The sequence below is a fragment of the Streptococcus suis genome (assembly GCF_002960445.1).
Lineage (GTDB): Bacteria > Bacillota > Bacilli > Lactobacillales > Streptococcaceae > Streptococcus > Streptococcus hyiners.
The window spans coordinates 1-512 of record NZ_POJD01000478.1 but is presented as its reverse complement, the minus strand read 5'-3'; the positions used below and the strand labels follow the sequence as shown (position 1 = coordinate 512).

1 protein-coding gene is annotated in these 512 nt (G+C 39.6%); it reads right to left on the bottom strand.

What is annotated here, in order from left to right:
• Positions 1–512: alpha-amylase family glycosyl hydrolase (locus C1G53_RS12870; RefSeq protein ID WP_238139160.1), on the bottom strand; the 512-nt coding region annotated here is incomplete at both ends.

Below are 512 nucleotides of genomic sequence, written 5' to 3'. Positions count from 1 at the left end.
ATGAAGTGGTACCCAGTCAAGAATCACTCCGATTCCTGCTTGGTGACATTGGTCAACTAAATACTTAAGTTCATCTGGCTTGCCATAGCGACTAGTTGGACTGTAGTAGCCTGTTACCTGATAGCCCCAAGACGCATCGAGAGGATGCTCGGTAATTGGCAATAACTCAATATGTGTGTAGTTATTTTCCTTGATATGTTCGATGAGAAGTGGAGTAATTTCCTTATAACTATTGAAAGCTTCTACAGGAGCTCCTCCTTCATTTTTATTAGCAAATTTTTGCTTCCACGAACCTAAGTGCACCTCGTAGATGGATACTGGCTGTTCTTTAAAATCATAGTTAACACGATTATACATCCAGATGTCATCTTTGAATTTATAACGCGAATTGTAGGTTGTAGAGGCAGTGTCTGGACGAACTTGGCTGAAAAATGCATAAGGGTCAGCCTTATATATTTCACGCCCATCGTGTGTGATAATCAGGTATTTATAATCTTCAAGGGATTTTAATC